The organism is Synechococcus sp. R55.7, from assembly GCF_047461955.1.
Classification (GTDB): domain Bacteria; phylum Cyanobacteriota; class Cyanobacteriia; order Thermostichales; family Thermostichaceae; genus Thermostichus.
In genome coordinates this window covers 4,490-6,077 of sequence record NZ_JANSIC010000155.1, presented here as the reverse complement: position 1 = coordinate 6,077, position 1,588 = coordinate 4,490, and the positions used below count along the sequence as shown (strand labels likewise).

The window sequence follows — 1,588 nt, the reverse complement described above, 5'->3', positions numbered from 1 at the left end:
GGCTCAAACCCCCCCGCAATGGTAGCCCCCACCGTGGGGCAGACGCTATCAAAAGCCCGATGGCGGTAAAGCTGCTGGGCAATGGGAGAGACTGTTCCCATAGCATCCACCACAAGGCGGGATCCCAGCCGAAACTCCTCGCCGGTGGGCAAATCCTTCAAAACCAGCGTGACGCCTTGTTCGCCAACATAGGCCCGCTGAAACTCGGTGCGCTCGTAGATAGCTCCCCCGCAGGAAGTGAGAATTTGGCCACAGAGCTGCAATAGCTTTTCCGCGTCAATGGCCAGATTGAGTACCGTCGGCGTGTGCAAAACGGGAGCGCGAACCGGGCTATTGCCGTCAAAAAACTTGTTGAACCCATCCGTGTATTCCCGCAGGATCAAGCTCTCCATCTGCTCGGCGCTCAAAAGGCCCAAATCCACCAGGGTTTGCAGCTCCCGCCGGGAGATGTTCCACTCGCGGTTCATGCGGCCAAAAGGGAGTCGCTCCACCAAGGCCACGCGGTAGCCCAAGCGAGCCATGGCCGCTCCATAGATGGCTCCCAGCGCTCCTCCCACGATGGCCAGATCCCACTCCACTGGGGCCGGCTCAGGGCCAGGCTGGCGAAACAAGACCGGCTGAGCAGGGCGGTGGGCTGCGTGGCAATGTTGCACTTCTTCCCGCCAGCGCTTTTCCCACCAGTACACCCGCTGCAGGTCAAATTCTCCATTGGGGATCCGCCGAAAATACTTCACCGTTTGCGGGTAGAAAGGCTCAAGCTGATCGAAGATGGATCCCCGGTTCAGATCGATCTGGGGCAACTGCGGGTAGCGGTGGGGAAATTGGCTTTGAATGGCCTGTTCCAGCTCTCCCAGCCAGCGAGCTTGGCGGGGGAAGGGCTGTTCCGACCACTGGAACACCTTGAGATAGGTAGTGTTCAGCCCCGACCACAAGAAAAGGGCCAGCTCAGCGCCGGATCCCTGTAGGCGCAGGCCCGTGGGGGTAAGAACCTTCTGGCTGCCTTGGGGCAGGGGGATACACTCCTGTAGCCAGCGCAGCACTTGAGCACTATCGGGGCAAGGGATCTCGCGGTAGTAAAGGGAAGTAAGCACGGCGCCGAGATAAGAAACCGAGCAAATCTTTACCCATTGTGACATGAGGGGATCCCTCCCTTTGCCGATCCCAGGGATCACCCCCTACCCAGGTTTCCCCCCAGCTGCAGATCTGCAGGGGTGTTGCAATTGGTGAGCATCCTCTCAAGGGACTCCGTCCCGCTGTCGGGAACGGTCAGGGGCAGGATGGCTGTTGGCACCTGGGACAACCAGCCCTGAAAGGATCTTCCTCCTGCCTGCAAGAAACTCTCCAGAGAACCTAGCTGCGCCAGGCGATAGAAGCCACACAGGGGCTCCCAGCCCCGCTGACTTTTGGGCAGGGCGGCCACCGTCTGAGGGGGCAGGGTGGCAAGGCGCTGTCGCCAATCCCCAAGAACCTGCTCCTGCAAGCAGGGCAGATCGCAGGCCAGCAGCAGGATCCACTCCGGGGGAGCAGCCAAGGTTTGTAGCCGCCGGATCCCCTCTTGAAAGGCCAGCAGCGGGCCTCGGTGTTGCTC

Annotated in this window: 2 protein-coding genes; both read right to left on the bottom strand. The window is 60.8% G+C overall.

Annotated features, from left to right (window positions below):
• Window positions 1-1,136, bottom strand: a 1,136-nt coding sequence (locus NW820_RS08920; protein WP_414407289.1) for an FAD-dependent oxidoreductase, incomplete at its 3' end; no start/stop codon positions are given.
• 32 nt (window positions 1,137-1,168) lie between these two features.
• The coding region (locus tag NW820_RS08915; RefSeq protein WP_414407288.1) for an NTP transferase domain-containing protein at window positions 1,169-1,588 on the bottom strand (420 nt) is incomplete at its 5' end.